Source organism: Pseudomonas sp. Sample_9, assembly GCF_004307535.1.
Classification (GTDB): Bacteria; Pseudomonadota; Gammaproteobacteria; order Pseudomonadales; family Pseudomonadaceae; genus Aquipseudomonas; species Aquipseudomonas mercuritolerans.
Genome location: NZ_RAZO01000449.1, coordinates 4900 through 7017 on the forward strand (window position 1 = coordinate 4900; position 2118 = coordinate 7017).

Sequence of the window (2118 nt, forward strand, 5' to 3'; positions counted from 1 at the left end):
GAGCCGACGTCCAGCGGCTGATAGAACTCGCTGTACAGCTCCTGCTTGTCGCCGATCTGCGCGCGGGTCAGCCATTCCGCGCCGAGGCGGTTGATGCCGTTGACGCGGTAACTGGCGCCGAGGTTGAAAGCACTGTCGCCGCGCATGTCGTCCGACAGGTTGAGGCCGACCCGCAAATAATCGGTACCGCTGCGCTTGCCGCTGGCACTGATGACCAGGGTGTGATCCTGGCCTTTGTGCACCACGCGGTAACGCACTTGATCGAAGTAATCGAGACCGTACAACGTGCCCATGTCCGAATGCAGGCGGCCCAGGTCCAGCGGTGCGCCGATCGGCTGGCGGATGTAATAGCGAATCACGTCATCGTCGACCTTCGAATCGTTTTCGACCCGGATTGCGGTAATGATCGGCGTTCGCTGTCCGGGCTGGCGCGCGGCGTTGAGTTCGGCGTCCTGGGTTTCAGTGGGCTTGAGTTGCGCCAGGCGTGCGTCGAGGATGCGCGTGGCGCGGTAGCCGGCATCGATCATCTCCTGAGCCTTGCCGAAATCGGTCACGCCGAACGCGGCCAGCGCAGGCTGAATCAGCACATCGTCAGCATGCAGAGTGGCCAATTGTTCCTCGGAATTGCGCCGGGTCATCAGGGTGATCGACTGGTTGAGCACATCCACCACCGTGGTCAGCTGCTTGCGGTTACGCAGCGGCGTGCCGATATCGACGACGATGGCGATGTCGACGCCCATTTCTCGTGCGACATCCAGCGGGATGTTGTCGGTCATGCCGCCGTCGACCAGCAGGCGCCCGTCGAGCTCGACCGGGGCGAACACCGCCGGGATCGACATGCTGGCGCGGATCACCTGCGGCAGGTGACCTTTGCGAAACACCACTTTTTCGCCATTGGCGATGTCGGTGGTCACCGCGCGAAACGGGATCGGCAGCTTGTCGAAGTCGCGGGTGTCGCTGGTGTGGGCCAACAGGCTTTCCAGCAACAGCGCGAGGTTCTGGCCCTGAATCACTCCCAGTGGCAGGCCGAGGCTGCCGTCGTCGCGAAAGCTGAGTTTCTGCTTCACCAGAAAGTCGCGGTCGTCCTGCTTGCGGCGAAATGGCACGTCCTCACGCGGCGGGGCGTCGGACAGCGCCGCTTGCCAGTCGATGCTCAGGGCGAGTTTTTCCAACTCGTCAATCTTGTAACCCGAGGCGTACAGGCCGCCGACCACCGCGCCCATGCTGGTACCGGCAATCGCATCGATTTTGACGCCTTGTTCTTCCAGTGCCTTGAGCACGCCGATGTGCGCCAGCCCGCGTGCAGCGCCGCCGGACAGCACCAGGCCGACTTTCGGTCGTGGCGCTTCACTGGCGTGAACCAGCAGGGGAAGGAAACCAAGCAGCAGGCAGAGCAGCAAACGGCGCATTGTGAGTCTCGGGGCAAGCGGTAAAGCCGGCTATTATAGCGGCGCCCTCTGTCTCAGGAGTTTCAGCGATCATGACCGTCGCCAAAGCCGAAGTTGTCATCACTTATTGCACTCAATGCCAGTGGCTGCTGCGCGCGGCGTGGCTGGCTCAGGAACTGCTCAGCACCTTCGCTGATGACTTGGGCAAAGTGTCATTGGTGCCGGGCACCGGCGGGGTGTTTCACATCACCTGCGCGGGCGTGCAGATCTGGGAGCGCAAGGCCGATGGTGGTTTTCCCGAGGCCAAGGTATTGAAACAACGAGTGCGCGATCAGATCGATCCCGACCGCGACCTCGGTCACAACGACCGCACTCAGTGAGAGGCGGCCTCGGCGGCGACGGTTTTCTTGTCGGCCGAGCCTGACATCCGCGCCGACACCACGATCGCGACGATGATCAGCGCGCCGCCGATGAGCATGCGCAGGGTCGGGGTTTCACTGAACAGCAGCCAGGCGATGGTGATGCCGTAGACCGGCTCCATGGCGAACACCACCGCCGCCGTGCGCGCTTTGATCACCGCCAGACTGGCGACGAACAGGCTGTGTGCCACGCCCGTGCAGAACACCCCGAGCAGGGCGATCCACAACCAGTCCAGCGCTCGAACCTGACTCAACTGCGGCGCCGCGACCGGCAACAGACACAAGGCCACGACGACGTTCTGGCACAACGC

The 2118-nt window shown here is 63.1% G+C and carries 3 protein-coding genes; 1 reads left to right on the top strand and 2 read right to left on the bottom strand.

Annotated features, from left to right (window positions below):
- The coding region (locus D6877_RS25630; protein WP_178083750.1) for a patatin-like phospholipase family protein at positions 1 to 1409 on the bottom strand (1409 nt) is incomplete at its 3' end.
- A gap of 71 nt (positions 1410 to 1480) precedes the next feature.
- Between D6877_RS25630 and D6877_RS25635 the strand changes: the two genes are divergently transcribed.
- Positions 1481 to 1768 (top strand): SelT/SelW/SelH family protein, encoded by a 288-nt coding sequence (locus D6877_RS25635; protein ID WP_016771139.1) that lies wholly within the window; start codon positions 1481 to 1483, stop codon positions 1766 to 1768.
- On the opposite strand, the gene D6877_RS25640 is transcribed toward D6877_RS25635, so the two are convergent.
- Positions 1762 to 2118, bottom strand: a 357-nt coding sequence (locus tag D6877_RS25640) for a DMT family transporter (protein WP_130912513.1), incomplete at its 5' end; no start/stop codon positions are given. The genes D6877_RS25635 and D6877_RS25640 overlap by 7 nt on opposite strands.